Origin of the sequence: Anabaena sp. 90 (assembly GCF_000312705.1) — a bacterium.
Classification (GTDB): domain Bacteria; phylum Cyanobacteriota; class Cyanobacteriia; order Cyanobacteriales; family Nostocaceae; genus Dolichospermum; species Dolichospermum lemmermannii.
Genome location: NC_019427.1, coordinates 1,465,586 through 1,491,570, shown reverse-complemented (window position 1 = coordinate 1,491,570; position 25,985 = coordinate 1,465,586). Strand labels below are relative to the sequence as shown.

General features: G+C 40.1%; 22 protein-coding genes and 2 pseudogenes. 13 read left to right on the top strand and 11 right to left on the bottom strand.

Going from position 1 to position 25,985, the window contains the following annotated elements; all coding sequences use genetic code 11:
• Positions 1-112 precede the first annotated feature (112 nt).
• Positions 113-238 (top strand): hypothetical protein, encoded by a 126-nt coding sequence (locus tag ANA_RS28125; protein WP_256370248.1) that lies wholly within the window; start codon positions 113-115, stop codon positions 236-238.
• Here ANA_RS28125 and ANA_RS06640 read toward each other — a convergent pair.
• A complete protein-coding gene (locus ANA_RS06640) occupies positions 235-1,671 on the bottom strand; it encodes a BCD family MFS transporter (RefSeq protein ID WP_041458282.1) in 1,437 nt (478 codons plus the stop codon). The two genes, ANA_RS28125 and ANA_RS06640, sit on opposite strands and share 4 nt — an antisense overlap.
• 253 nt (positions 1,672-1,924) lie before the next feature.
• Between ANA_RS06640 and ANA_RS06635 the strand changes: the two genes are divergently transcribed.
• Both ANA_RS06635 and ANA_RS06630 read left to right on the top strand, forming a co-directional pair.
• Complete coding sequence (locus ANA_RS06635) at positions 1,925-2,440, top strand: GNAT family N-acetyltransferase (RefSeq protein WP_015079286.1); 516 nt, start codon at positions 1,925-1,927, stop codon at positions 2,438-2,440.
• A gap of 908 nt (positions 2,441-3,348) precedes the next feature.
• The gene (locus ANA_RS06630) at positions 3,349-7,743 is read left to right on the top strand and encodes a beta strand repeat-containing protein (RefSeq protein WP_015079284.1); all 4,395 of its coding nucleotides are present in this window, start codon (positions 3,349-3,351) and stop codon (positions 7,741-7,743) included.
• A 321-nt stretch (positions 7,744-8,064) separates the two neighbouring features.
• Here ANA_RS06630 and ANA_RS06625 read toward each other — a convergent pair whose 3' ends face one another.
• The 5 genes and pseudogenes from ANA_RS06625 to ANA_RS06605 all read right to left on the bottom strand — a co-directional run bounded on the left by ANA_RS06625 (position 8,065) and on the right by ANA_RS06605 (position 11,241).
• Complete coding sequence (locus tag ANA_RS06625; RefSeq protein WP_015079283.1) at positions 8,065-8,448, bottom strand: type II toxin-antitoxin system VapC family toxin; 384 nt, start codon at positions 8,446-8,448, stop codon at positions 8,065-8,067.
• Complete coding sequence (locus ANA_RS06620; protein ID WP_015079282.1) at positions 8,448-8,672, bottom strand: type II toxin-antitoxin system Phd/YefM family antitoxin; 225 nt, start codon at positions 8,670-8,672, stop codon at positions 8,448-8,450. The genes ANA_RS06625 and ANA_RS06620 overlap by 1 nt, the downstream gene beginning before the upstream one ends.
• Positions 8,673-8,955: 283 nt before the next feature.
• A complete protein-coding gene (locus ANA_RS06615; RefSeq protein WP_015079281.1) occupies positions 8,956-9,285 on the bottom strand; it encodes a ribulose bisphosphate carboxylase small subunit in 330 nt (109 codons plus the stop codon).
• 46 nt (positions 9,286-9,331) lie between these two features.
• A pseudogene (locus ANA_RS06610) lies at positions 9,332-9,740 on the bottom strand (chaperonin family protein RbcX).
• A 70-nt stretch (positions 9,741-9,810) separates the two neighbouring features.
• Entirely contained in the window at positions 9,811-11,241 is a 1,431-nt protein-coding gene (locus ANA_RS06605; RefSeq protein WP_015079279.1) for a form I ribulose bisphosphate carboxylase large subunit, read from the bottom strand.
• Between the two features lie 748 nt (positions 11,242-11,989).
• Between ANA_RS06605 and ANA_RS06600 the strand changes: the two genes are divergently transcribed.
• The 4 genes and pseudogenes from ANA_RS06600 to panB all read left to right on the top strand — a co-directional run bounded on the left by ANA_RS06600 (position 11,990) and on the right by panB (position 13,794).
• On the top strand, positions 11,990-12,220 hold the full coding sequence (locus tag ANA_RS06600; RefSeq protein ID WP_015079278.1) for a hypothetical protein: 231 nt from the start codon (positions 11,990-11,992) through the stop codon (positions 12,218-12,220).
• Complete coding sequence (locus ANA_RS06595) at positions 12,201-12,482, top strand: type II toxin-antitoxin system RelE/ParE family toxin (protein ID WP_015079277.1); 282 nt, start codon at positions 12,201-12,203, stop codon at positions 12,480-12,482. Before ANA_RS06600 ends, ANA_RS06595 begins: the two co-directional genes overlap by 20 nt.
• A 345-nt stretch (positions 12,483-12,827) precedes the next feature.
• Positions 12,828-12,959 (top strand): annotated as a pseudogene (locus ANA_RS27440) (transcriptional regulator); the annotation flags it as partial.
• Between the two features lie 61 nt (positions 12,960-13,020).
• A complete protein-coding gene (panB, locus tag ANA_RS06590; RefSeq protein WP_015079275.1) occupies positions 13,021-13,794 on the top strand; it encodes a 3-methyl-2-oxobutanoate hydroxymethyltransferase in 774 nt (257 codons plus the stop codon).
• A gap of 124 nt (positions 13,795-13,918) precedes the next feature.
• Here panB and ANA_RS06585 read toward each other — a convergent pair whose 3' ends face one another.
• Both ANA_RS06585 and ANA_RS06580 read right to left on the bottom strand, forming a co-directional pair.
• The gene (locus ANA_RS06585; protein ID WP_015079274.1) at positions 13,919-14,878 is read right to left on the bottom strand and encodes a DUF1517 domain-containing protein; all 960 of its coding nucleotides are present in this window, start codon (positions 14,876-14,878) and stop codon (positions 13,919-13,921) included.
• Positions 14,879-15,184: 306 nt separating this feature from the next.
• Complete coding sequence (locus ANA_RS06580; RefSeq protein ID WP_015079273.1) at positions 15,185-15,589, bottom strand: hypothetical protein; 405 nt, start codon at positions 15,587-15,589, stop codon at positions 15,185-15,187.
• Positions 15,590-16,012: 423 nt separating this feature from the next.
• Here ANA_RS06580 and ANA_RS06575 point away from each other — a divergent pair, with 423 nt between their 5' ends.
• A complete protein-coding gene (locus ANA_RS06575) occupies positions 16,013-17,317 on the top strand; it encodes an efflux RND transporter periplasmic adaptor subunit (protein WP_015079271.1) in 1,305 nt (434 codons plus the stop codon).
• A 71-nt stretch (positions 17,318-17,388) separates the two neighbouring features.
• Positions 17,389-20,556, top strand: a complete 3,168-nt coding sequence (locus tag ANA_RS06570) for an efflux RND transporter permease subunit (protein ID WP_015079270.1) — start codon at positions 17,389-17,391, stop codon at positions 20,554-20,556.
• Between the two features lie 55 nt (positions 20,557-20,611).
• Here the strand turns inward: ANA_RS06570 and ANA_RS26465 are convergent, their stop codons facing one another.
• Complete coding sequence (locus ANA_RS26465; RefSeq protein WP_158310510.1) at positions 20,612-20,767, bottom strand: hypothetical protein; 156 nt, start codon at positions 20,765-20,767, stop codon at positions 20,612-20,614.
• Between the two features lie 216 nt (positions 20,768-20,983).
• Between ANA_RS26465 and ANA_RS06565 the strand changes: the two genes are divergently transcribed.
• A complete protein-coding gene (locus ANA_RS06565; RefSeq protein WP_015079269.1) occupies positions 20,984-21,910 on the top strand; it encodes an AAA family ATPase in 927 nt (308 codons plus the stop codon).
• A 55-nt stretch (positions 21,911-21,965) separates the two neighbouring features.
• Here ANA_RS06565 and ANA_RS06560 read toward each other — a convergent pair whose 3' ends face one another.
• Positions 21,966-22,919 (bottom strand): M48 family metallopeptidase, encoded by a 954-nt coding sequence (locus tag ANA_RS06560; RefSeq protein WP_015079268.1) that lies wholly within the window; start codon positions 22,917-22,919, stop codon positions 21,966-21,968.
• 43 nt (positions 22,920-22,962) lie between these two features.
• Positions 22,963-23,184, bottom strand: a complete 222-nt coding sequence (locus ANA_RS24240) for a hypothetical protein (protein ID WP_015079267.1) — start codon at positions 23,182-23,184, stop codon at positions 22,963-22,965.
• Between ANA_RS24240 and ANA_RS06555 the strand changes: the two genes are divergently transcribed.
• The 3 genes from ANA_RS06555 to ANA_RS06545 all read left to right on the top strand — a co-directional run bounded on the left by ANA_RS06555 (position 23,157) and on the right by ANA_RS06545 (position 25,933).
• Positions 23,157-24,701, top strand: coding sequence for a helicase C-terminal domain-containing protein (locus tag ANA_RS06555; protein WP_015079266.1), 1,545 nt, complete (start codon positions 23,157-23,159; stop codon positions 24,699-24,701). The two genes, ANA_RS24240 and ANA_RS06555, sit on opposite strands and share 28 nt — an antisense overlap.
• A gap of 67 nt (positions 24,702-24,768) precedes the next feature.
• The gene (locus ANA_RS06550) at positions 24,769-24,987 is read left to right on the top strand and encodes a DUF2839 domain-containing protein (RefSeq protein WP_041457777.1); all 219 of its coding nucleotides are present in this window, start codon (positions 24,769-24,771) and stop codon (positions 24,985-24,987) included.
• Positions 24,988-25,186: 199 nt separating this feature from the next.
• Positions 25,187-25,933: a creatininase family protein gene (locus ANA_RS06545; protein ID WP_015079265.1), complete on the top strand. Its 747-nt coding sequence runs from the start codon at positions 25,187-25,189 to the stop codon at positions 25,931-25,933.
• Positions 25,934-25,985: the final 52 nt, after the last annotated feature.

Genomic DNA, 25,985 nt, shown 5'->3' with positions numbered 1-25,985 from the left:
TCATTGCCAAAAATAGTTCTCCAAATGCTTCGCCCGTACAGTTGTTAGTTGTTAGTAGGGGCGAAGCATTTGGAAGATAAATTATCGGTCATTGCCAAAAATAGTTCTCCAAATGCTTCGCCCGTACAGTTGTCAGTTGTTAGTAGGGGCGAAGCATTTGGAAGATAAATTATCGGTCATTGCCAAAAATAGTTCTCCAAATGCTTCGCCCGTACAGTTGTCAGTTGTTAGTTGTTAATTATCTAAGTCACTTTCGAGAACAGAGGCTAGAACTTGTCTGGTATTAGTTTGAAATTCTTTGACATTAACACGATTCAAAAACCAAATTGATAGTAACATTCCTAAAGCTTCTAAGACAAATACCAAACCATAAGCTAATACTAAATTATCTGGTAAAAACTTACGTCCCAAATCTAAAACAGTACCACCAATTACCGTAGCAATGCCTCTAGATAAAGATTGGGCAAGTCCCCAAGCACCAATAAATGTACCTGCGGCTTCGGCAATTGTTAAGTCTAACATTAAAGTTACTGCTGCGGTGGTCACAAAACCAGTAGCTAAACCAAATAAAACTAAAGTTGATTTTAGTAGAGATGGATTTGCAGAAAATCCCGAAAAACCTATGAATAAAGCGGCAAATGCTACTAAAATACAACCTAATTTGATAGTTCGAGCTTTACCTAAACGGGGAACAATGAAAAAACCCGTGATACCATAGGAAATTAATATCCCTGTACCATAAAAAACGTTGAGTTTGGTACTTTCTGCTAAGGGCATTTTAAAGACTTGCCCCGCATAAGGTTCTAAAATGGGATCTTGCATAAACAAGCTAATAGTCATCACTAATAAAAAGGTGAAAAACAAGCCTGTTTGGGGACTAGCTGTTAAAATTTTCCAAGCACCTTTTAAGGTGATACCATCTTCCCGATTTCCTTTATTGGCACGATTCAAGAAACGGGAATATTTGTTTTCAACCCCTGCAGTTGCCACAATTGCTAAACTAAAAACGATGCTGGGAACAATTATAAATAGACGATTAATTGCCGCTTGTAAAGTTTCTAGAGGTGCGTTTGCATCTAATTGTTTTAATAAGCTGGAACTGATGATTGCTCCCACTATAATCCCTACCATTAACATTGACCAAACAATCCCCACAACTTGAGAACGGTTGTCTTCTTCGGAGATATCCACTAATAAAGCTGCAAATGCTGTACCACTAGCGCAAATTGCTAAACCGTAAATTGCGAACATGAAACCGAGAACCGCTGTCCAACCGATTGTTTGGGTAGTCCATATCCAGGTATCGCCAATATTAGCGGCATTTAACTGCCACATTACTTGTACCGCAAAAAATGCGGCGATCGCAAATATTCCTGCTCCTCCCCAGACATAAGCCGTGCGATGATAACCTAATAAGGGTTTAGCATCGGACATTTGCCCAAATAGAATCCTTGTCGGTGCGATAAAATAAGGTATTGCTAATACTAAGCTGCCTATAGTTGCCGGAATTGCGATTTCTTGAATCATGACGCGGTTAAGCACTCCCAGAGTCAAGATAGACATCATACTCAACCCCATTTGAAACAATCCTAGCCGAAACATGGTCAAAATGTTGACCTTGGGGATAGATAAGGATTGATTTGGGGTGTCAAATGTATCATCCATTGCCATAGCTGCTTGTTTGTATTGTTTACCAGATACAGAAATCAAATACAGCACTTCCCGGTGTTATGAGGTACATATTTAGCGGGCAAGACTTGTACTGAGCTTGTCGAAGTATGCCCGCACTACAAGAGTTTCATGATTCAACTTTGTACCTCATAAGAGCGGAAACCGCTGTATGAGTCCTATGTTATCTCAATTAAATGGTAAATTAATTTTGGCAATGTTCACAGTTAATTTTTATTAGAATACAATTCTCACTATGAATGATTCATCAATTACCATTACTAAGTTATTAGATTCTGATTTAGAAGAACTGAGAAAAATCAGTCAAGAAATTTGGTATAACCACTATTCTTCAATTCTCAGCCATGCACAAATCGAGTATATGCTAACTAAAATGTATGGAACAGGAATAATTGAAAATGAAATTTATAATAGAGGGATATTTTATGATCAAGTTTTGCATAATTCTAAATTAGTTGGTTATTTATCTTACAGTTCAGAAATAATAGATAGTATTAGTTATTTAAAATTACATAAATGTTATTTATTGCCATCATTACATGGTTTTGGCTATGGTCAAAAAATGTTATTTCATATTTATCAAAAAGCGCAAGCAATGAACTTAAAACAAATAATTCTGAATGTTAATAAAAGGAATGAAAAAGGAATTAAAGCTTATTCTCGATTTGGTTTTAAAATTATTGATAGTCAGGTAATAGATTTTGGTAGTGGCTTTGTTTTGGATGATTATATCATGGGTTACGAGCTTTAAAAAATAAGAAACTAATTCTGATTAATAACTTGCTTGATTAATTTAATTATTTAGTAGTTTATTGAGTAGGGTGTGTTAGCGATAGCATAACGCACCTAATTTTTATGTAGTAATTTGTAATTGTGTAGTAATAAGCTGATACATATTTATTAGACATTGTACTACTTATAAATATAACCATTAGAGGATGTTTGAAAAGTTTTTAATGTATAAATAAACCCCTCTCCAAACCTCTCCCCGAAGCGGGGAGAGGCTTTAAAACCCCCCTTCCCTCGTAGGGAAGGGGGGCAGGGGGGTTAGGTTTTTGGAGATTATCGGTTTCATCTAATACTTTTCAAACAACCTCTTATAGCACTATATCCATTTATGTCCAGTGTTTGAATTATTTAGTCACAGCAGTATCCATATTTTTCATTAATTTTCATTAAAAGTTAAACAGAAAATAATCATTAGACATCTCCGAAAAAGATCGTAGAGACGTTCCACGGAACGTCTCTACAAGGGTTTCAAGTCACGTACATTTAATTCTCGGAGATGTCTATTATTTAGACAGGATTTGATATATTATACTGGAAGACTTATACTGGAATCAGTAAAATTTTGTTTGAGGTAATTACGATGAAATGTCATAACTGGTGACTACCACCGCTATAGCCTCTGTTTTTGGTGGAAATATGAATATAGCTCAAGCCCAATCTCTACTGGCACACTGCATTGGAGCGGATGCTAGTGAGTTAAGAGCGATCGCCTGTAGGCTGTTTGTTTGATCAAAATCACATTTAAAAGTGATGTGTTACGCTTCCCTTACTCATTCTAGAAAGAAGCTACCACACTCAGAATATTACATAACAGCCGTTTTTTTATATACGCAAGATTTCTGCGTGCTAACTAAACCAGGAGTAATTAAAATGAGTCAGCAAAATCTAGTTTTCACTAATCCCAATGAAATTACCATTCCTAATGGTGGAGCAGCAACAACCTACCCCTCAAGTATCAACGTCTCCGGGTTAAATGGCACAATTACGAGTTTGAAAGTAACCCTAAGCAATATTAGTCATACTTATCCCGATGACCTTGATATTCTACTGATAGGTCCTACAGGTGCCAATATCTTGTTAATGTCAGATGCAGGTTGGTCTTGGGACTTAAACAATGTCACCTTAACCTTTGACCCCAATGCCAGTGATTTTCTGCCGGATCAAGGTCAGATCAGCAGTGGTAGTTATCGAGCCACAGACTATGAAACAGATGACAGATTTAATAATTCTCCTGCTCCCAGTGGTGACTATGGAATAGATTTTTCCGTATTTAACAACACCATCCCCAATGGTACATGGAATCTGTATGTAGTGGACGATACAGGGGTAGACATCGGCAACATCGCGGGCGGATGGTCAATAGCTATTGATACTACTGATGTAACGACAAAACCAATAGTCACATTAGCTACTTCTCCGAAGAAAGTAGCAGAACATAGTGGAGGGAATATTCTCTACACCTTCACCCGAACAGGCAATATCACCAGTGCGTTAACCGTCAATTACACCGTATCAGGTTCAGCTATATTCAACACAGACTATAGTCAGACTGGTGCCACATCCCATACTGCCACTACCGGAACAGTTTCCTTTGCGGCTGGAGCGGATACAGTTACCCTAACAATTTCTCCTCTTGAGGACAACATTCAAGAAAATGACGAGACTATCATCTTAACCCTGGCAACAGCGACAGATTATATCATTGGCACGACCACAGAATTGACTGGAACGATTACCAACGGGAATGATCAGTTTGAAGCGACGGGCAGTAATCTAGTCAGCAACAAGATATATGACGGTGGGGGTGGCACTGACACTCTAATTGTGAATTATAGCAGTGCAACCTTTAGTGGATTAGGTACAGATGGATTGGGAGTGTCCAATGGATATTGGTCAAATAGTGCCTTTCATGATTATAGAGGCTACTACTATTATGGTTGGAGAGCGAATAGCCCACTATTGTCCTTTAGCAATATAGAGACATTTGAGATTACCGGGACAGCTTACGCAGATTACCTCAGAGGCTACAGTGGAGATGACAAGCTCATTGGGGGTGAGGGAAATGATGATATCGCGGGAGGAGATGGGAATGACCTCATCAGAGGTGGTGATGGCAACGACACCCTGAAAGGGGAAGGTGGAAATGACGAAATTGAGGGTGGTGATGGCAATGATACCATTGATGGTGGCACAGGCCGTCATGTTATCCGTGGAGGAACAGGGAATGACACAGTAGCTGGTGCCAAAGCTGGAGACAGCATTGACGGGGAAGGAGGCAACGACACTCTACAAAGCTTAGACCTGAGCAGTTTAGGTGTAAATTTAGTTCTGGATTTAAGAGCTACAGAACAGGTAAGTGGGGATAATAATACCCGTATTAACAATTTTGAGAATATTTCCTCTGTGACTCTAGGCAGTGGTCATGACACCACTATTGCCACTAGTAATTTATTGGTCAGCAATGGCAGTATTAACGCTGGGGGTGGCACTGACAGACTAATTGTGGATTATAGCAGTGCAACCTTTAGCGGATTAGGTACAGATGGATTGGGAGTGTCCAATGGATATTGGTCAAATAGTGCCTTTCATGATTATAGAGGCTACTACTATTATGGTTGGAGAGCGAATAGCCCACTATTGTCCTTTAGCAATATAGAGACATTTGAGATTACCGGGACAGCTTACGCAGACTACCTCAGAGGCTACAGTGGAGATGACAAGCTCATCGGGGGTGAGGGGAATGATGATATCGCGGGAGGAGATGGGAATGACCTCATCAGAGGTGGTGATGGCAACGACACCCTGAAAGGGGAAGGTGGAAATGACGAAATTGAGGGTGGTGATGGCAATGATACCATTGATGGTGGCACAGGTCGTCATCTTATCCGTGGAGGAAAAGGGGATGACACAGTAGTCAGTGCTAAAGCTGGAGACAGCATTGACGGGGGAGAAGGCAACGACACCCTACAAAGCCTAGACCTGAGCAGTTTAGATGTAGATTTAGTTCTGAATTTAAGAGTTACAGAACAGTTAAGTGGGGATAATAATACCCGTATTAACAATTTTGAGAATATCTCCACTGTGACTCTAGGCAGTGGTTATGACACCACTATTGCCACTGGTAATTTATTGGTCAGCAATGGCAGCTTTAACGGTGGGGGTGGCACTGACACTCTAATTGTGGATTATAGCAGTGCAACCTTTAGCGGATTAGGTACAGATGGATTGGGAGTGTCCAATGGATATTGGTCAAATAGTGCCTTTCATGATTATAGAGGCTACTACTATTATGGTTGGAGAGCGAATAGCCCCCTATTGTCCTTTAGCAATATAGAGACATTTGAGATTACCGGGACAGCTTACGCAGACTACCTCAGAGGCTACAGTGGAGATGACAAGCTCATCGGGGGTGAAGGAAATGATAATATCGCGGGTGGAGATGGAAGTGATACTATCATACCAGTAAATCCCAATGTCGCCAAACCAGGTTTAGGTACTGTAGATACAGTCACTGGGGGAACAGGAGAGGACACTTTTATTCTCGGCGATGCCACATGGATTGGTTATGATGACTATAATAGTACCACTGCTGGTACAAGTGACTACCTGATCATCAAAGACTTTAATCCCCTGGAAGATATCATTCAGCTTTTGGGTTCCAGTAGTGATTATACGACCACAGTTTCAGGTAATAACATTAACCTCTACATCAATAAACCTGATAGCGAACCTGATGAACTGATTGCTGTTTTAGAAAATACCCAGGGTTTAATCAACTCATTGCAATTTAACCTCACTGGTAGCTATTTTAAGTATATCGCCAGTAATGCTGTCCTAAACATCACTAGTACATCTACATCTAGGATACAAACGGAGGGCGACTCAGATAACAAGTCATTTGTATTTACTGTCACTCGGACAGGGGACGCTAGTGGTACAAGCACAGTAGATTGGTTTATTACCCCGTCTGGTGATAACCCCGTTAACTCCACCGATTTTTTTGGTGGGGCAATTCCACCAGGAGAAAGCCTCACCTTTTTACCAGGAGAAACCAGCAAGGAAATAAGAGTGCGGGTCAGAGGAGACAGCGCCATTGAATCCAACGAAACTTTTACGGTTTATTTGTCTACTCCCTCCCGATCTACTATCGGTACTCGCAGTGCCACAGGCATCATTTTAAATGATGATGGTAGTCAACCGACTCTCCCAGTGATCGGTACTTCTGGTAATGATACTCTCAGTGGTACTATAAATGCTGATTGTTTGATAGGTTTAGCTGGCAACGACACCTATACTGTGAATAATGCGGGTGATGTGGTAGTAGAAAACCCCAGTGAGGGAACTGATAGGGTTAATGCTTCCATTTCCTACACCCTGGCCGATAACGTTGAAAATCTTACGCTTACGGGAAGTGCTAACCTCAATGGTACAGGCAACGACCTCAATAATAGCCTCACTGGCAACACAGGCAATAATATCCTCACAGGAAATGCTGGTAACGATACTCTTAACGGTGCCGCTGGCATTGATACCTTAATTGGTGGTTTAGGTGATGATATTTATGTCGTAGATAGCACTACTGATACCATTACTGAAAACTCAGGAGAAGGAACAGATATCATTCAATCTTCTGTTACCTTTGATTTAACGGTTTTCCCCAACATCGAAAATCTGACCTTAACAGGAACAGCTGTTATTAATGGTACTGGGAATGCAGGTGACAATTCATTAACAGGTAATAGTGGCAATAATACCCTCACAGGAAATGCTGGTAACGATCTTCTTAACGGTGGTACTGGTAACGATCTTCTTAACGGTGGTGCTGGTGCAGACACCCTCACAGGTGGAATAGGAAGCGATACCTTGGTTTTCCAATTTGGACAATCCCCAGTATCAGGAGCAGACCGAATTACCGACTTTGCCATTGGCACTGATAAAATTGACCTGTTGACCTCCCTGGGTGTAGCTATGAATGCTCCCACTGCCTTCACTCGTGCTGCTAATAGTACAGACACTACCTTAACAAATGTGGTCAATAGTGTATTTACTGATGCTAATGGAGCATTAACTGATAATCAGGCTTTAGGTGTAAGTAGTGCAGCTTTAGTCAGTGTCACCACTTCTGGTATTGCCGGAACTTATTTAGTCATTAATGATGGTGTGGCTGGCTTCCAATCTAGTAATGACCTATTGGTGAATATCACAGGATCCAGTGGTACATTACCAGCTTTGGGTACTATTGCTGTTAGTAGCTTCTTTATCTAAGTGCCTAAGCTCTCCTTTTGTAATTGGGGAGCTATTTTCACCCAAATCACTTTAATACAGCAGTTTCCTAAGATATTATACTCAAAACGGCTTGATTGTTTGATTCTAAACTTAGGGGTTTAGCACTGCTAAACCCCTACACATCTGGGTTCTTTGTCATTTGGCAAAAGTTTAAATCTCACCCGTGTTTAGTATATGAGCGATCGCATTCCGTCCACCGGAGGCGATCGCCATCAAAAGTTATGCAGTTATTAAATCCAGGTTTCACTAGATGCCCAGATTAAGGAGACTTCATATTGATTAAACCCACATTCAGCATTACTATAAACGCTGTATGGGATAGACATCAAAAATTTTATCAGCACTGATTATAGGCATATTTTCTACCATAGCCTGTGCAATTAACATTCTGTCAAAAGGATCACGATGATGTAAAGGTAATTGAGTAATAGCCGTAATATGACTGATTTTTATATCTAACACCGTGAAGTCATTAATACTAATTTGCTGCGTGATAAATGTCTCAAATGGAAGATTAAACGTTAGCTTTCCTAACCCGTGTTTAATTCCCATTTCCCAAACACTAGCTATACTCAAAAAAATCTGATTATTCTCATCGTTAATCAATTCTAAAACTTGATTACTAAGTCGAGAGTTATCTGTTACATACCAAATAAATGTATGTGTATCTATCAAAAACATCATCACATATATTCCTGAAAATCTTCTAAAGGTGCATCAAAATCATCAGCCATTGTTACCATTCCTTTAGCAGTACCAGGTTGACGACGGTGTTTAACTGGTAATACAGGAATTAATTTCACCACAGGTTGATTATCTTTCATGATGATAATTTCATCACCACCAAGTGCGGCTTCAATTAAATCAGACAAGTGTTGAGATGCTTCATTAACAGTAATTTGTTGCATAATTACCACCTTTAGCCTTTTGTATGTGCGACTCAACCGACAATTCTATTCTCTATCAAAAACTAAAAAAAAGGGTATTGCTGAATCAAAGAATGAAACTCACCGATAGCCTGAGTGGCGTAACCATGGTTAATTTTGAAAACTCTTACCTTTGCGTCTTTGCTCCTTTGTGCCTTTGCGCGAAACATAATTCATAAAGCCATTATGTAACGCTAAAAAAAAGAGAGATAGAAAACTCTACCTCTCTTTTTAATTCATCAAATTACTATTAGCTAACTAGCTCTTAGTATCTGCTGGGTTTGTGAACAAGGAAGCTCATAACTTGACACTGCTTGATGTTGTCAAAACCAACAACACGAATGTAGCAGTTACCATACTGAGAACGGCAACCTTGAACTTCGCTCAATACTTCTTGAGTAGTTTTAGCGCCGAACAAAGGCAACTTCCACATTGTCCAATAAAGTTCTGTAGGTTCAGAAGTTTCGTTGAATTCAATTGCAGGAATGAAACCTTGTGTGATGATGTACTGAACTTGCTTGGCGATTTGCGCGTCAGACAGAGGGGGAAGATAAGAAAGGGTTTCGTAACGACGCTCTTTAGGTAAAGTTTGCATAGTTTTTGATAAGTGGGGGGAGATTTTTTATGACTTGGTTGACTGACTAATTAGATAAATTATCCAAATTAGAATCAGATATTGTCTGTCTTTGGTATTTCGAGGCTGGGACTTGATAAACTTAGTTGCGTAATGCGTTCGAGATGCTGGCGACGCTGTTCCATATTGGCTTGCTGAATGCCAGTTATCACCATTTCTGGTAAAAACTCTGTCACTTCCGCCGCTATATGTTCCCTGACAGTCATAATCCGCAAAGCCAAATCTGACTTTTCTAGAAACAGTTCCTCAATATAGGCTTCTCCGTCTTGGATTTTGCCAGCGGAGAAGTTTTGCAACCAATGTGCCAGAGGAGGATTTGTTTCGCCTAGCTGTGCCAATACAGTCCTCAACGCCTGATAAGTCAGGTAGCTTTGGAGAGTTTTGGCTGTGTCTTTCGCAATTTGCTTTAAATCCATGCTTGACCCAGCCCTTTAGATTTTTAGATTTTGGATTGTATATGAATCCAAAATCTCAAATCCTCAATTATCAGACGGTATCCATTGCTTCAAACTCGAACTTAATTTCTTTCCACAGTTCGCAAGCAACAGCCAACTCAGGAGACCACTTAGCAGCTTCGCGGATAATATCGTTACCTTCACGAGCCAAGTTGCGACCTTCGTTACGAGCTTGAACAACTGCTTCTAGAGCTACGCGGTTAGCTGTAGCACCAGGAGCGTTACCCCAAGGATGTCCGAGAGTACCACCACCGAATTGGAGTACGGAGTCATCACCAAAGATTTCTACCAACGCGGGCATATGCCATACGTGGATACCACCGGAAGCAACTGCCATTACACCGGGTAAGGAAGCCCAGTCTTGGGTAAAGTAAATACCACGAGACTTGTCTTGCTCGATGTAGTTTTCACGCAATAGGTCAACGAAGCCCATGGTGATTCCCCGTTCACCTTCTAACTTACCAACTACTGTACCGGTGTGAATGTGGTCACCACCAGACAAGCGGAGAGCTTTAGCCAATACGCGGAAGTGGATACCGTGGTTCTTCTGACGGTCAATTACAGCGTGCATAGCACGGTGAATGTGCAACAGAATACCGTTATCACGACACCAGCGAGATAATGTGGTGTTAGCGGTGAAACCTGCGGTCAGGTAATCGTGCATGATGATGGGCTGCTTGAGTTCTTTAGCGTACTCAGCCCGTTGGATCATTTGTTCGCAGGTAGGAGCGGTAACGTTTAGGTAGTGACCCTTGATTTCGCCGGTTTCTGCTTGTGCTTTGTTGATAGCTTCAGATACAAACAAGAAGCGATCGCGCCATCTTTGGAAAGGAGCAGAGTTGATGTTTTCGTCGTCTTTGGTGAAGTCCAAACCACCACGTAAACATTCATAAACTGCGCGTCCGTAGTTCTTAGCGGAAAGACCTAATTTGGGCTTGATTGTACAACCCAACAGAGGACGACCGTATTTGTTCAATTTGTCGCGCTCTACTTGGATACCGTGAGGAGGTCCTTGGAAAGTCTTGATGTAAGCTACAGGGAAACGAATGTCTTCCAAACGTAACGCCCGTAAAGCTTTAAAACCAAATACGTTACCGACGATGGAGGTTAGTACGTTGGTGATAGAACCTTCTTCAAACAAGTCCAAAGGATAAGCAACATAACAAATATATTGGTTATCTTCACCGGGAACTGGTTCGATGTCGTAACAACGACCTTTGTAGCGATCTAGGTCGGTGAGCAAGTCTGTCCATACTGTTGTCCAAGTACCAGTGGAAGACTCAGCAGCTACAGCCGCACCAGCTTCTTCAGGAGGAACTCCGGGTTGGGGGGTCATCCGGAAAGCTGCTAATAAATCTGTATCTTTAGGAGTGTAATCAGGTGTGTAATAAGTTAGTCTGTAATCTTGAACCCCAGCTTTATACCCAGACTTAGCCTGAGTCTTAGTTTGCGCGTAAGACATATTTTTCTTCCAAGAAGTCTTTCTTTTTACTATCAAATCACGTTATGTGCCACTTCTTCTCATTCCTACTCTTAATTCATTCTTAATGAGATTATAAGTTTTGCTTATAGTTAGGGGCGATCAATTTCTATGGTGGCAGTATTACTCCTGCACGAATTAAGTTGCGGTAATTGCTACTGCAACAAATTGTTTACCAGTTATTTTTCGTCCCAAGAATACAAAATCTTTTCATCTTGAGTTTGCATACCCTACTCAACTGGCTTGATTCAGCCGTCTGCGGATTTTTGCCTGAAAGCCGCATTCCAGACCTAAGGCTGGTTTGCTGCAACTCTCTTTTTTTCCTGATGTCTTTACCTAAAGCGGGTAAGGAGGGATCATGAGGCATTTTTCCTGAAGACAAGTTTAGTCAGGGGATGAGCAAGAAAAGAAGAAACTGCACATCACGGAATTTGTAGCTTACCCCACAATATATCAATAATTCAATAAGTTATTTTGCGAATTTTGTTAATTGATATATTTAAATTTGTTATCACATAAAGATTTAACATTTTGTGAAGATTTGTTTACAATTGTGTATATCTCAAGTAAATATTCACTTGAAAGTTATGCAATACCTGTAGATGTAGCTGGTACTTAAAAGCTTTAAGACAAGTATATATTGCTACTGTTTTATACTAAGTAAATTACTCATGCAATTTGCTCAATGGGAGATAATATAGAAACAGAGAGTTGTTTTAGAGGAGATTCTATGCTGACGTTACAAGAAATTATTACTTCTATTGAAAGATTACCCACAGAAGATAGAGAGTATTTATTTGAGTTTCTTCAAAAGCAACGAATTGAGAAGAAGCGGGCTGAAATTTTAACTAATGCTCAGGAAGTTAAACAAGCTTTTAAAGATGGTACAGCAAAGAGGGGAAGCGTTGATGATTTAATCTCTGATTTACTAGGAGATGATGATGGAAGTTGTCTGGAGTAGTGGATTCAAGCGGTCTTTTAGGAAGATTACCAAGAAAACCCCGCAATTAAAAAATCAAATTGTTAATGTATTAAGGCTTTTGACCGATGATCCCTTTACACCGTCTTTGAAGTCTCATAAGTTAGGAGGAAATTTAGCGGGTTTATGGTCTTGTTCTGTTACTTATGATTGTAGAATTATCTTTAATTTCTCTGAAGATGAAGAGTTATTAGAAATGGTTATTTTATTGATAGATATTGGCAGTCATGATGAAGTTTATTAAATGGTAAAATTTAGGCTGAGACTTTGCATTTCAAGATTAAAATAGCCTAACTAATTAAATGAATATGCAAAAATAATATCAAGCTGGATATACTTAACTAAATGCGTGCAAATTTACTGAGATTAATAGCTTTACCAAGCATAAGTAGGTGAACACAATAAAACCAAACTGTGTAAAGAAATGTAAAATCGCTGAAAACTTCTTTACTCTTGCCTCTTGCCTCTGGTTACTGAGCGAAGTCGAAGTATTGCCTCTTGCCTAGTGCTATGACGACAATTTTCAACGCCAACCTACTTAGTCACACCAGCTATAGCCCAAAAGGTTGATAATACAGACAAAAATCCCAGTCCCCAAGGATTAATTTGGGCGGGAATGCCAAATCAATTGTTAGTGATTAACCCAAAAAATGGTATTGTATTAAGGTCTGTAACTCCCCTGCGCGGACGTAACGTGACATCAGTTAAATTTGCCAGAGATTGACAATTATCAGTTGACAATTAACAATTGACAATTATCAATTATAAATTATCAATTATTTATGGCAGTTACTACCCAACAATTAACTCAATGGAAACAACAGGGAAGGGCGATTGTTGCGTTAACTGCCTGGGATTATGCGATCGCTCAACTTTTGGATCTAGCTGGTGTAGACTTGATCTTAGTTGGTGATTCTCTTGCCATCGTCCTTGGTTATGAAACTACCTTACCAATAACTTTAGATGAAATGATCCATCATGCTAAAGCTGTGCGGCGTGGGGTCAAAAATGCTTTAATGGTAGTTGATTTACCGTTTTTGACCTATCAAGAAAGTATCTCCCAAGCTATGCACTCCGCCGGTAGAGTGTTGAAAGAAACGGGGGCGCAAGCGGTAAAATTAGAAGGTGGCTATCCCGCAATGGTAGAAACCATTACCCGGTTAGTGCAGTCGGGGATTCCGGTTATGGGTCATGTGGGATTAACACCCCAGTCAATTCATCAATTAGGGTTACGACAACAGGGAAAAACCCAGGAAGAAGGTGAGAGAATTTTTCATGAAGCGATCGCTCTCGAACAAGCCGGGGTTTTTGCTATAGTATTAGAACACATTCCTGCAAAACTAGCGCTGCAAATTACTCAAAAACTCCGTATTCCCACCATTGGCATCGGTGCAGGTTCTAGCTGTGATGGTCAAGTATTAGTCACTTCTGATATTCTCGGACTTTCGGAAAAACAACCACCATTCGCCAAGGTTTATACAAACTTACGAGAAACAATTACCAAAGCTGTCCAAGATTACGCTGTGGAAGTGCGAGAAGGACAATTTCCTAAATGAGTTTGTTGGGCTTCGCCCCGCTTCGCTAACACGCTCCAGGCGCAGAGTCTCAGAGAGTGAGAGTTTGAGAGAATGTAGAGAAGTTTCAATGAACGTCTCTACATGAGTTTTGCAAAACTCCCAATTAAACCAACTTCAAATCAGGATATTCCGCAAACAAATCATCTGATGTTAGGGTATCCCCTGACGCTTGGGGAGTCCACAAAACTTCAATTGCTAACAGTTGTTCACCACCAAGACTACCAATTTGACGTAAAGCTTGACGCAAATCATCAGCATTATTAATAGCGGGAATTTCACATTTACCCAAAGTTGCTGCTAATAAGGTGACGATAATATATTCTCCTGGCCCTTCACTAATCAAACGAGTCGGGTTATCTTCACCAGGTAAAGCTTCCTGACAAACAGCCTTGAGTTGATTATTCACATTAGAAAGAGTTTCTTCGCTAAACTTACTGCGTTCGGCTAAAGATAACCGATTAAATTGTGATTCTGCGGAATTTAACTTTGCTTGTTGAGTTCCACCACCTGCATATACCCAATATTCAGGGTGACGCAATAAAGCCAAACTAGCTTCTTGTAAAACTTCGCTTCTTCCCGCTGGGCTATTGGTATCAGCAGTTTCCGCAATTCGATTGAGTTCGGGTTGTAAATCTCTTGCTTGGGCTAGTAAACCAACTTGTAACCGGGTGACAGACACCGAAGGGTTGCTGCTATAGCTGACTTCTTCCGTTTCTCCACTGGTAACACGGCGAAATGTTTGCACTAAAAAATTCGCCATGGCAAAAAAGATCAAAATCCCAAACAACCCGCCAAAACCGCCACCAAAACCCCATAAGGGCAAAAGAAACGGAAATCCGAAACCACCGCCATAGGGAGCATAGTAGCCGCCATTACCGGGCATACTTGTCCGGGGTGTGTAGGTACGGCTAGAAGGCATTCTAAAAGAACCACCACCGATTCTGCCACCACTGCGGGCTGCTAAGGCATCATTAGCATGACTGAACGCCAAAGTTAGCACTAAGCTAAGAATAAAGGCGGTTTTAAATAGGGGTTTGAGGAATCCTTGTAGTTTTTTACTCATAAGACATTTATTGTGACAACTGTATTTTGATGATGACTTCCCCTGTTTTGAAGAAGTAACGCTGTCTCTAATCTACCGTGTCTTATCTTTATTAGGGAGAAAATAGGGAGGGATTTCTAGAGTTGATAACCGTACTCAGTCAATTTCTCCAACAAAATCTTTCATCAAATCTCACAATTCAATCTTATCAATCATAATTTATTGAGTTTTTGAAAAAATTGGTGATTGTTTTTATCTTTTTATTACCAGTTGCAAAAACTCAGATTTCTCACAACTGAAATAATTTACTATTACCAATTTTGAACTTTATTTATGACTGTCAAGTAAATCATGGTGAGAGAAAATTCCCTTCAATTTTAAATTAGTGAAGACATTTATAGAATTTACTAATTCTCGTTGTTGAGAACTTAAATTTATTGCTTCTAAAGCTTGATCAATATTATTACCATTATGTAATTTGTGAGCAAGCAAGTTACGTTGAGATAAATCTAAAATTGCGGCAATTTCTTTATTTCGACGCTGACGAATCCCCTGTAGTTCTTGATTTTCTTGGGGAGTAAAATCATATTCAGATAATTTGATATTATCCCTAATTTCTCCAGAGTTAGTAAAAAAGTGATCTGCGAAAGCAAAAGGAACTTCCCAGGAGAAAAGGACAACAGCAAAAATAAGAGCCAAAGTCAAGAACCGTTGTATCAATTTATTAATCATGTTGATTTTGATGTTAATAACAGCTTAAATTAAATTCTAACCAGGGAAAGATTAGCCTAGACAATTTTCCTATTTCTGGGTACGACTTGCCAAAGAGAAACAAACATTGATCAGCATTTATTCAATAGAACAAAGTTACTAGTTGTTAAATGGCATAAATCCTGAGTTCAAGACAGCGACAAGGAAATCAGGCTGTTTCTATATTCGAGGTGAGCTAAAACAGATAATGTTTTCTCTATGACTAAATTCAGAAATTGATCATCAAGATAATTATTTTGCCGATTGATTGTAAAAAAATGTAAAGCCTGTATATTTAAATTAGATAATACATATTTTTGCCAGTGCATCATAAATTAGAAGTTTCAAAATTCATATCATACACATAGATTTTTAACTATTCATTCCGTCAACTTGTTATCAGTCATGACATTACCTGAACCTCAAACCGATATTAAAGACATTTCTCCCTCACCTCCCAAGTCAAATCGGTGGCTGCGGTTGGTATTAGCCGCACTGTTATTGATTGGGGGTGTCAGCGGGATAGCATGGAAATTGCTAAATCCTGAAAAACCAACTCCAGCAGTTGCTAATGCGCCACCTCCAGGGGTTAAAGTTAAACTATCACCAGTGCAAACAGGTACAGTTGAAGATAGTACGGAATATATAGCCAGTTTAGAATCGCGGCGTTCAGTCAATCTCCAACCGCGAATTCAAGGACAAGTTTCCCAAATATTCGTCAAATCAGGAGATTCAGTTTCCTCCGGGACTGCGATTCTGCAAATAGATTCTCAACAACAACAAGCCGCAGTTAGTAGTTTATCTGCTGCTGGTCGAGGTTCACAAGCGCAACTAGAAAATGTTCGCGCTACTCTTAAATCTTTGCAAGCAGAACGGTTAGCAAATATCGCAGATGTGCGTTTAAACCAACAAGATTATAATCGCTATTCTGAATTAGCTGCACAAGGGGCTGTATCTCGTCAGACTCAAGATTTATATGCTAACAAACTAGCGACGGCAAAAGCCCAACTAGGGGCGATAGATTCCCGTATTCAAGCTCAAATAGCTACCATATCCCAGGTAGAAAAATCCTTAGTCCAAGCTGATGCCAATATTAAACAACAACAAATTGAACTTCAGTATTACACAATTACTGCTCCCTTCACTGGAACTGTTGGTGATATTCCCGTTAAAGTAGGGGATGTTGTGAATACTTCCACACCATTAGCAACTATTACCCAAAACCGACCTTTGGACGTTAAAATTCCTGTCCCTTTGGAAAAAGGTACACAATTACGTCCAGGATTACCAGTTGAATTAATTAACGCTCAGGGTAAAATCATCGGCAATAGTAGTATTTTCTTTATTTCTCCCAATATTACAAATAACTCTCAATCAATATTAGTTAAGGCACTTTATAACAATGACAATGGGCAACTACGAGCCGATCAATTAATTCGGGCTAAAGTGATTTGGAATCAACGTTCTGGCGTGCTAGTTCCCACAACAGCAATATCTCGAATTGCTGGGGAAACCTTTGTATTTGTAGCCGAAACTGGAAAATCTCCTCAAGGTGTTTCTCAATTAATAGCTAAACAAAAACAGGTGAAGTTAGGCAAGATTAAAGGGAATGATTATCAAGTAATTGAGGGATTACAACGGGATGAAAAATTGATAATTTCAGGAATACAAAACCTCAGAGATGAACTTCCAATAATTCCTGAAAATTGACAATAGCAAGATCCCCGACTTCTTCAAGAAGTCGGGGATCTTTTTAATCACCAATTACCAATTACCAATTTATGTTTGTTAACTTCTTTATTAAGCGACCTGTATTTACCAGCGTCTGCGCTATTATCATTTTACTTGTTGGTGCAATCAGTATTCCCACATTACCTACAGCCCAGTATCCAGAAATTAGTCCCACGCAGATTATCGTCAATTCTAATTATGTTGGTGCTAGTGCGGAAATTGTTGAAAGTACCGTCACAACGATTTTAGAACGGCAAATTAACGGTGTCGAAGGCATTAAATACATGACTTCGAGTAGTAGTAATGATGGCAGTAGTACGATTACTGTCACATTTGATGCTTCGCGGGACAAGGATATTGCTGCCGTTGATGTGCAAAACCGTGTTACTTCCGCTCAACCCCAGTTACCAGAATCGGTGAAGCAAACAGGAGTGACTGTGAGTAAACAGTCTAACAATATTTTGTTAGCGATCGGTTTGTACAGTGATAATAAAGCCTTAAATAATGTCTTTTTAAGTAATTATGCAGATTTATATCTGGTAGATGCCCTCAAACGGATTAAAGGTGTCAGTGAGGCGCGGATTTTTGGGGAACGTCGCTATGCAATGCGTCTATGGCTTGACCCGAATAAATTGGCTAGTCGGAATTTAACTACTGGTGATGTTATTGATGCCCTGAATGAACAAAACCTACAAGTAGGTGCGGGACAACTTGGACAACAGCCAGCCGTAGATGGTCAAATGTATCAAATTGACTTGAGGGCAGTTAGTAGGCTGACGGAAGTTGAGGAATTTGACAATGTGGTAATTAAAACTGCTGGTGACGGTAGTTTGATTAAGTTAAAAGATGTGGGAAGGGCGGAATTGGGGGCGCAAAACTATAGCTCATTTCTGCGGTTTAAGGGGAATGAGGGTGTGGGACTGGGGATATTTCCGGCACCAGGAAGTAATGTTTTGGACGTGGCTAATTTAGTCAAAAAGGAAATAGCGCAATTGTCGCAAAGCTTTCCGCCAGGGATGAAATATCAAGTGGCATTTGACACCACTACAATTGTAGAAGAATCTTTGGCAGAAGTGGTAAAAACTCTTTTAGAGGCGATCGCTCTGGTAATTCTCGTTATCTTTATTTTCCTACAAGATTGGCGGACTACGTTAATTCCTGTGATCACCATTCCTCTGTCCTTAGTGGGGACGTTTGCCTTCGTCAAAGCCTTTGGTTTTTCCGTCAACACCTTAACCATGTTTGGTTTAACCCTCGCAACCGGCATGGTAGTTGATGACGCGATTATTGTCGTGGAAAATATCTCCCGCTTAATTCAAGACCAAGGAATGTCACCCCGTCAAGCGGCTTCAGTCTCCATGGAAGAGCTATTTGGGGCAGTAATTGCTACTTCCCTAGTATTAATGGCGGTATTTGTCCCTGTCGCCTTTTTCCCCGGTGCAACTGGACAAATTTACAAACAATTTGCCCTGACAATTGCCTTTTCTATCGCCATTTCCACATTTTTGGCTCTCACCCTCACCCCTTCTCTTTCTGCCTTGTTGTTGCGGCAAAGACCCGCACCTAGAGGGATTTTGGGTTGGGTATTTGGTAGAATTAATTGGTTTTTAGAAGCCATGGGTTGGGGATATGAGCGCTCTTTAAAATTTTTGGTAAAAATAAAAGCGATTGTTCTCCTGTTATTTATCGGTTCATTAGGTTTCACTGCTTGGCTGTACATGACCGTACCCACAGCATTTCTCCCCGACGAAGACCAAGGTTATTTCATTACCATTATCCAAGGGCCAGAAGGTTCTTCACTCAAATACACCAGTAAAGTCATGAGTGAGGTAGAAGCAACAATCCTCAAATTACCAGAAGTTACAGGAACATTTGCAATTGGTGGTTTTGGTTTTAGTGGTAGCACCGCTAACAGTGGCATAATTTTCACAACTCTCAAATCCTGGGACGAACGTAAACAACCAAATCAATCAGTCCAAGCAATTATTGGTAATTTAAGAAAAAGCTTTTCAGGAATTACCGAAGCTAGAGTTTTCCCGGTTAATCCCCCCGCAATTCGCGGTTTAGGTAGTTTTAGTGGTTTCCAATTTCAGTTACAAGATATAGCGGGAACTAACAGCTTAAATTCCATGCTGCAAACCGTTGGTCAGTTCATGATGCAGGGAAATCAAACCCCCGGATTGCAAGCTGTATTTAGCACCTTTACCGCCAATACACCGCAAATCTTAATTGAAGTTGACCGGAATAAAGCGAAATCTCTGCAAGTTTCCATTGACGATATTTTTAAAACCCTGCAAACTTATTTGGGTTCACGATATGTCAATGATTTTAATTTTCTTTCTCGCACATATCGGGTGTATGTTCAAGCAGATGCTCAGTTTCGTTCCAATCCTGATGATATCGGTTTATTAAATGTGCGTTCTCAGACTAATCAGATGATTCCTCTGAGTAGTTTAGTGAAATTAACGCCAACAACAGGAGCGCAAACTATTAATCATTATAACTTATTGCGTTCCATTGAAATTAATGGTTCTGCTGCTCCTGGTACTAGTTCTGGACAAGCAACTTTAGCTATGGAACAACTAGCTAAAAAGATATTACCCACAAGCATGGGATATGAATGGTCGGGTATTGCTGCTCAGGAAAAAGAATCCGGTGGACAAGCACCAATCATTTTTGGTTTAGGTTTACTTTTCGTCTTTTTAGTATTAGCTGCTCAGTATGAAAACTATGTTGACCCTTTGATTATTATGTTGTCAGTTCCCTTAGCTATTATGGGAGCTTTAGCATCACAATCATTAAGAGGTTTAAATAATGATGTATTTTGCCAAGTTGGGTTAGTCATGTTAATTGGTTTAGCCAGTAAAAATGCAATTTTAATTGTGGAATTTGCTAACCAGTTGCAAGAACAGCAAGGTTTATCAATTACCAAAGCAGCAGTAGAAGCAGCACAAGGTCGGTTACGTCCCATTCTCATGACTGCTTTTTCGACTTTGTTGGGAATTTTTCCCCTAGCAACTGCTACAGGTGCGGGTGCTGCGAGTCGTCAATCTCTGGGTACTGCTGTATTTGGGGGAATGTTTGTAGCGACTTTCTTGAGTTTGTTTATTGTGCCAATTCTCTATATCATCATTGGCAAAATTCGTCAACGTTTACAACCAGTTCATCATGCTCCCCATTTAGAAGTGCGTGAAGAAGATCATGTTTCCATAAGATAGCATTCTCTCGTTCCTAGTCTAGAACACCGTAAGGGCGAAGCATTCGGGCGATAACCTATGGTTCAAACCATTGATTTTCTGTCCGTAAGGGCGAAGCATTCGGGCGATAACCTATCGTTGAAACCATTGATTTTCTGTCCGTAAGGGCGAAGCATTCGGGCGATAACCTATCGTTGAAACCATTGATTTTCTGTCCGTAAGGGCGAAGCATTCGGGCGATAACCTATCGTTGAAACCATTGATTTTCTGTCCGTAAGGGCGAAGCATTCGGGCGATAACCTATCGTTGAAACCATTGATTTTCTGTCCGAATGCTTCGCCCCTACTAATTGATAAGTAAGAAAAATATATCAGACCTATAAAGATTATGTTCTTTTATATTTCCCAACTCCAGGCTATCATCAAAATCATAAGCAAAGGTGATAGTCATGACCGAACAGATATTAGAAAAACAAATAGATCACAATAACGGAATTGATTTAGAAGCAGCTTTCCAAGAATCTCATATCCAAGAAATTTTGGATAAGTTAGACCAGGAGTTAGTTGGATTAAAGTCCGTCAAAAACAAAATTAGAGAAATGGCGGCTTTGTTATTGGTTGACCGTATTCGTAAAAGCTTAGGTTTGAATGCAGGTGCGCCCAGTTTGCACATGACATTTTTAGGTAATCCTGGTATGGGTAAAACCACTGTAGCAATGCGAATGGCAGAAATCCTCTACCGGCTGGAATATATCCGTAAAGAAAATGTCATGTTGGTGACGCGAGATGATTTAGTTGGTCAAGGTATGGGACAAACAGCGCCCAAAACCAGGGAAGTATTAAATAATGCCATGGGCGGAGTTTTATTAGTTGACGAAGCCTATACTTTATACCGTCCAGATTATCCTGGGGATTTTGGTTTAGAAGCCATAGAAATTCTCATGCAGGTCATGGAAAACCAAAGAGATGATTTGGTCGTTATTCTTGCTGGTTATAAAGACCAGATGGACAGATTTTTTCATAGTAATCCAGGGATGAATTCCCGCATTGGATTACATATTGAATTTAACGATTATGGTGTTGATAGTTTAATGACTATTGCCCAATCTATAGTCACAGCCCAAAACTATTGCTTTAGTCCAGATGCCGAAAAAGCCTTCCGCGAATATTTAATTAAACGGAAGACTATGCCCCATTTTGCCAATGCTAGAAGTGTGCGTAATGCTATAGATAGAGCGCGTTTACGTCAAGCAAATCGGTTATTAAGTAGTGGTAAACTGTTAAATAAGCAGGATTTAATTACCATTGAAGCAGTAGATATTCTCGCTAGTCGAGTATTTAGAGAAGGTGTTCCTGATTGCGAAACTGAAAGTTGATTAAATTCAGATTTTCAGATCCCCGACTTCTTGAAGAAGTCGGGGATCTTGTGATTTACTTTCTCATTTTGTTAATTTCTGCTTGTAATTTTTCAATTTCTTTTCTGAGTTTTTCCGCTTCATGATCAGGTGTTTCCGGTGTCACATCAACCGAACCATCAGCAGAACGCTGATAATTACCCCTTTTAATTTCCTGGTATTCTTCTGATACTGCCCAACTGCGTAAATAATGCAACCGTTCCACAGGAAAAGGATGACTCAGCATCATTCCTTGTGCGCCATTGTATAATAGAAACTTATATACTTGATTCAGCCCATCATCATCTAGTGCCTGATATTTTTCCGACTGCTGAATAAACTCTTGTAAACTACATTCATGGGCATATTTGTTACTACCTCCAGACAGTTTCATCATGGATGACATGACTGGGTTTAAATCATCCATCACTAATAAAGCCGCTCTATCTGCTGATAACTCAGCTTTGCGTCGCCACTCAAAAAAGGCATAAATCAAGGCTTGACTGACAAAATTACCTAAACCGAATGTTAGTTCACCAATGACGGAAGCGGCATTCATCGCCCACATCGCCATTTGAATTAAAATGGTATGACCACATTTAATATGTCCCAGTTCATGCGCTAAGACCGTCCGTAGTTCGGTTTCATTGAGTAACTCCAGTAACCCAGTGTTGACGACTATATAAGGATGTTCTTGTCCTAAAGCATAACTATTAACTTGGGCATCTTGAGCAATAAACAATCCCGGTTCACCGCTGATGTCCAAATCTCGAACACATTCCCGGAATATCTGGTAAATCGTGGAATATTGCCGCGGTCCGACTTGAATGGAGTTACCCATTAAATAGACAAATTGGGGGCGTTCATAGACAAATTCTACAAATTTACGGGCGATTAAATCAAAGCCGGGTAAATTGCGTAAAGCTTGTTCTGCTTGACGGTCTAAGGGATGTCTGAAGGCTTCGCTGGAAATTCCTGGGTAAGTTGGCATAATTTAGGAGATTGGTGATTGGTGATTGGTGATTGGTCATTGGTCATTGGTCATTGGTCATTGGTAAAACAACGAACAACGGACAACGGACAACGAACAACTGTACGGGCGAAGCATTTGGAGAACTATTTTTGGCAATGACCGATAATTTATCTTCCAAATGCTTCGCCCCTACTGACAACGAACAACGGACAACGAACAACTGACAACGAACAATTTTTATGGAATTAAAAGCACGTGATTGAAGCTGAAGTTCATTTATCATTACATAACTTCCTGCGATCGCAGGACGGGTTTCCTTCCTGGCCTCATCATTTAACGATGGCTAGGTTAGTGGCACGTGCTTTACGGTTGGGACGTAGTGCCTTAATCCAAGTAGGGGCGGTTTGTGGACATCAAGGGCGATATCGCACCAGTTTTATCGCTTCTGCTTTAATGTGGCATGGTTCTATAATTATTGTCGCTTCCGAAACTGTCCAGCAACGGTTGTTAAAGGTAGAAATTCCCCGACTCCAGCAGTGGCTACCAGCGAATAAACCCATTAGAACCGGTGACACTTGGCCAAGTCCTGATTTTCAGGGTTTGTTGTTGACTTCCCCTGAAGCTTGGTTAAAAGGACAATTGGCTGATAACAATCCATTTCCTGCGAATATTCCCACAATTATTGATGGTGTTGACGATTTAGAAGATTGGGTACGTTATCAACTGACTCAAAGCATTGAACCCCATGATTGGGATCAATTAATGCTGGCTTATCCCTATCAAGCAGATTTAATTCGGGAAGTTAGGGTAGAACTAACATATAAATTATTTCAGCATCCAGAAAATCCCTACTCCTGTTATCTGATTTCTCAACCAGAAATTGAAATTTTACAAGAGTTATATTTAGCTTTAGATAAAAACAATCTTCCAAATGTTTGGCGAAATTTTTGGCAACAATTCCCAAATTTGGAAAATTCTTCTTACCCTACTTTATTTTGGTCAACAATTTCCCGTCGTCAAGGTTTATTTTCTTTATATTATGCTCCAATTGAATTGGGTAAAATCCTCGCCCCAATTTGGCAACGTCAACCTGTAGTATTAATTGGTAGTGCTTTAGAACCGCAAACAGAAGCACCTCTTTTCCATCAACGTTTGGGTTTAGAGGATGTTACTTGCTTGAAATTTGCTGCTGATAGTCAAGGGGAAGCAATTCAACTTTATATTCCTTATAAGTTGCCTTTACCAAATACACCGGAATTTCAACAAGCATTAATTCATCAAGTTCGCACTTTGGTATGTTTGAGTGCAACTGCACCAGGAATGACGGTAATATTAATTGGGGATGTACCGCTAAAAGCCAGAGTGGGGACAATTTTGGCTTCTGAATTTGGTTCACGGGTGCAGGTAGAAAAAACTTGTTTAGATGAAAATGGGATTTTAATTACTGGTTGGGAATTTTGGCGCGAAAATCAAAGTGTTTTACCATCACCCAGATTGTTAATTATTGCAACTTTACCTTTACCATCTTTGGAAAATCCTTTGGTAGCTGGTAGAGTAGCTCATTATAAGCGATCGCACCAAGACTGGTTTCGACTATATTTATTACCCACAGCTATGAACGAATTACAAAGAGCGATCGCACCTGTCCGCGAAAATCAAGGTATAGTAGCTTTACTAGATAGTCGTGTCGTTAACCGCAGCTATGGCGTGCAAATCCTCTCTGCACTTAGTCCCCTAGCCAGATTAAACTATCTCGATCCTAGTTTGTTTTCTGCGAATAATGAAGATGATTCTGCTTAATTAATTTCCATGACGAATTTCTATTAAAATTTAAATTGAACTCAAAAAGAAACTAAATTATTAAATTATGGGTGAAGCAAAACGCCGTAAACACTCACTAGGAGAAGAATACGGACAAGACACTACTAGAATATTACCTTGGGTTCCCATCAATAAAACCCAAGCTTCACAATTTGTGGCTATCACTACTCGTGGTGCATGGATAGGTATTGGTAGTATGGTTGTCGCGTGGGTAATCATCCGTTTTATCGGTCCTGCTTTCGGTTGGTGGGAAATAGTTGGATAATTGGTAATTGGTAATTGGTGATTGGTGATTGGTGATTGGTTGATTTTCTTTCTTCTTCTTCTTCTTCTTCCTTCTTCCTCCTTTCTTTCTTTCTTTCTTTCCTTCTTTCTTTCCTTCTTTCTTTCCTTCTTCCTTTCTCCTTCTTCCTTTCTCCTGACTCCTGACTCCTGACTCCTGACTCCTGACTCCTTTAACAACAATGCTCTTACATTTAAGCACTTGGCCGGAAGTTGAAACTTATCTGCAACAATCTCAAGGAATAATTTTACCCATTGGTTCAACGGAACAACATGGACCCACGGGATTAATTGGGACTGATGCAATTTGTGCAGAATCTATATCAAAAGGTGTCGGGGAAGCAACCCAAGCAATGGTAGCACCAACTATTAATGTGGGTATGGCATTACATCATACTGCTTTTCCCGGAACAATTAGTTTACGTCCTAGCACTTTAATTTTAGTAGTTAAAGATTATTTAACTTGTTTGGTAAAAGCTGGTTTTACCAAGTTCTATTTTATTAATGGACATGGAGGAAATATTGCGACTCTCAAAGCTGCTTTTTCGGAAACTTACGCTCATTTAGAAGATTTGCAAATTCCCAATTCCGCAAAGGTGCAATGTCAAGTTGCTAATTGGTTTATGGGTGGTTCTGTGTACAAACTTGCCAAAGAATTATATGGTAATCAAGAAGGTTCTCATGCTACCCCTAGCGAAGTAGCTGTTACCCAATACGTTTATCCAGACGCAATTAAAAAAGCATATCTTGATCCAGAAGTTGCTAGTGGACATAAAATTTATAGTTCCGTTGATTTTCGTTCTCGTTATCCAGATGGGAGAATGGGTTCAAATCCTGATTTAGCAACCCCAGAACATGGGAAGCAGTTTTATGATTTGTCTGTGGAGGAATTGAGTAAGGGGTATTTGGAGTTTTTAAAGGGGGAATAGAGGTTTTTTCTCCGGCTCCAGATGCAGAAACGGAGAGTAGAGCTATTATACT

Bases quoted from the DNA above. Each gene is read 5' to 3' on its own strand.
- ANA_RS28125 (WP_256370248.1), top strand. From the start codon at position 113: ATGCTTCGCCCGTACAGTTGTCAGTTGTTAGTAGGGGCGAAGCATTTG.
- ANA_RS06640 (WP_041458282.1), bottom strand. From the start codon at position 1,671: ATGGCAATGGATGATACATTTGACACCCCAAATCAATCCTTATCTATC.
- ANA_RS06635 (WP_015079286.1), top strand. From the start codon at position 1,925: ATGAATGATTCATCAATTACCATTACTAAGTTATTAGATTCTGATTTA.
- ANA_RS06630 (WP_015079284.1), top strand. From the start codon at position 3,349: ATGAGTCAGCAAAATCTAGTTTTCACTAATCCCAATGAAATTACCATT.
- ANA_RS06625 (WP_015079283.1), bottom strand. From the start codon at position 8,448: ATGATGTTTTTGATAGATACACATACATTTATTTGGTATGTAACAGAT.
- ANA_RS06620 (WP_015079282.1), bottom strand. From the start codon at position 8,672: ATGCAACAAATTACTGTTAATGAAGCATCTCAACACTTGTCTGATTTA.
- ANA_RS06615 (WP_015079281.1), bottom strand. From the start codon at position 9,285: ATGCAAACTTTACCTAAAGAGCGTCGTTACGAAACCCTTTCTTATCTT.
- ANA_RS06605 (WP_015079279.1), bottom strand. From the start codon at position 11,241: ATGTCTTACGCGCAAACTAAGACTCAGGCTAAGTCTGGGTATAAAGCT.
- ANA_RS06600 (WP_015079278.1), top strand. From the start codon at position 11,990: ATGCTGACGTTACAAGAAATTATTACTTCTATTGAAAGATTACCCACA.
- ANA_RS06595 (WP_015079277.1), top strand. From the start codon at position 12,201: ATGGAAGTTGTCTGGAGTAGTGGATTCAAGCGGTCTTTTAGGAAGATT.
- panB (WP_015079275.1), top strand. From the start codon at position 13,021: ATGGCAGTTACTACCCAACAATTAACTCAATGGAAACAACAGGGAAGG.
- ANA_RS06585 (WP_015079274.1), bottom strand. From the start codon at position 14,878: ATGAGTAAAAAACTACAAGGATTCCTCAAACCCCTATTTAAAACCGCC.
- ANA_RS06580 (WP_015079273.1), bottom strand. From the start codon at position 15,589: ATGATTAATAAATTGATACAACGGTTCTTGACTTTGGCTCTTATTTTT.
- ANA_RS06575 (WP_015079271.1), top strand. From the start codon at position 16,013: ATGACATTACCTGAACCTCAAACCGATATTAAAGACATTTCTCCCTCA.
- ANA_RS06570 (WP_015079270.1), top strand. From the start codon at position 17,389: ATGTTTGTTAACTTCTTTATTAAGCGACCTGTATTTACCAGCGTCTGC.
- ANA_RS26465 (WP_158310510.1), bottom strand. From the start codon at position 20,767: ATGCTTCGCCCTTACGGACAGAAAATCAATGGTTTCAACGATAGGTTA.
- ANA_RS06565 (WP_015079269.1), top strand. From the start codon at position 20,984: ATGACCGAACAGATATTAGAAAAACAAATAGATCACAATAACGGAATT.
- ANA_RS06560 (WP_015079268.1), bottom strand. From the start codon at position 22,919: ATGCCAACTTACCCAGGAATTTCCAGCGAAGCCTTCAGACATCCCTTA.
- ANA_RS24240 (WP_015079267.1), bottom strand. From the start codon at position 23,184: ATGATAAATGAACTTCAGCTTCAATCACGTGCTTTTAATTCCATAAAA.
- ANA_RS06550 (WP_041457777.1), top strand. From the start codon at position 24,769: ATGGGTGAAGCAAAACGCCGTAAACACTCACTAGGAGAAGAATACGGA.
- ANA_RS06545 (WP_015079265.1), top strand. From the start codon at position 25,187: ATGCTCTTACATTTAAGCACTTGGCCGGAAGTTGAAACTTATCTGCAA.